This is a genomic window from Burkholderia sp. 9779_493, from assembly GCF_015712215.1.
Classification (GTDB): Bacteria; Pseudomonadota; Gammaproteobacteria; order Burkholderiales; family Burkholderiaceae; genus Burkholderia; species Burkholderia cenocepacia.
Window position 1 is genome coordinate 1 of sequence record NZ_JACCQA010000101.1, and the last position, 1,043, is coordinate 1,043.

Annotated in this window: 1 protein-coding gene; it reads left to right on the top strand. The window is 69.6% G+C overall.

What is annotated here, in order from left to right; all coding sequences use genetic code 11:
- The coding region (locus H0X95_RS35665; protein WP_196446436.1) for an acetyl-CoA C-acetyltransferase at positions 1 to 1,043 on the top strand (1,043 nt) is incomplete at both ends.

Genomic DNA, 1,043 nt, shown 5'->3' on the forward strand with positions numbered 1-1,043 from the left:
ATGACGGATGTAGTGATCGTATCGGCCGCGCGGACCGCGGTCGGCAAATTCGGCGGCTCGCTGGCGAAGGTTGCGGCGCCCGAACTGGGCGCGACGGTGATCCGCGCAGTGCTGGAGCGTGCGGGCGTGAAGCCCGAGCAGGTCAGCGAAGTGATCATGGGCCAGGTGCTGACGGCCGGCTCCGGGCAGAACCCGGCGCGGCAGTCGCTGATCAAGGCGGGGCTGCCGAACGCCGTGCCGGGGATGACGATCAACAAGGTGTGCGGCTCGGGCCTGAAGGCCGTGATGCTGGCGGCGAACGCGATCGTCGCGGGCGACGCGGAGATCGTGATCGCGGGTGGCCAGGAGAACATGAGCGCGTCGCCGCACGTGCTGCCGGGCTCGCGCGACGGGTTCCGGATGGGCGACGCGAAGCTGGTCGACACGATGATCGTCGACGGGTTGTGGGACGTGTACAACCAGTACCACATGGGGATCACGGCGGAGAACGTCGCGAAGGAATACGGGATCACGCGCGAAGAGCAGGACGCGTTCGCGGCGCTGTCGCAGAACAAGGCGGAAGCCGCGCAGAAGGCCGGGCGCTTCGACGACGAGATCGTGCCGGTGTCGATTCCGCAACGCAAGGGCGAGCCGCTGCAGTTCGCGACCGACGAGTTCGTGCGTCACGGCGTGACGGCGGAGTCGCTGGCGGGGCTGAAGCCGGCGTTCGCGAAGGACGGCTCGGTGACGGCGGCGAACGCGTCGGGGCTGAACGATGGGGCGGCGGCGGTGCTGGTGATGTCGGCGCAGAAGGCAGCCGCCTTGGGCCTGACGCCGCTGGCGCGGATCAAGGCGTATGCGAACGCGGGCGTGGACCCGAGCGTGATGGGCATGGGCCCGGTGCCGGCATCGCGCCGTGCGCTGGAGCGCGCGGGCTGGACGCCGGGCGACCTGGACCTGATGGAAATCAACGAGGCGTTCGCGGCGCAGGCGCTGGCGGTGCACAAGCAGATGGGCTGGGACACGTCGAAGGTGAACGTGAACGGCGGGGCGATCGCGATCGG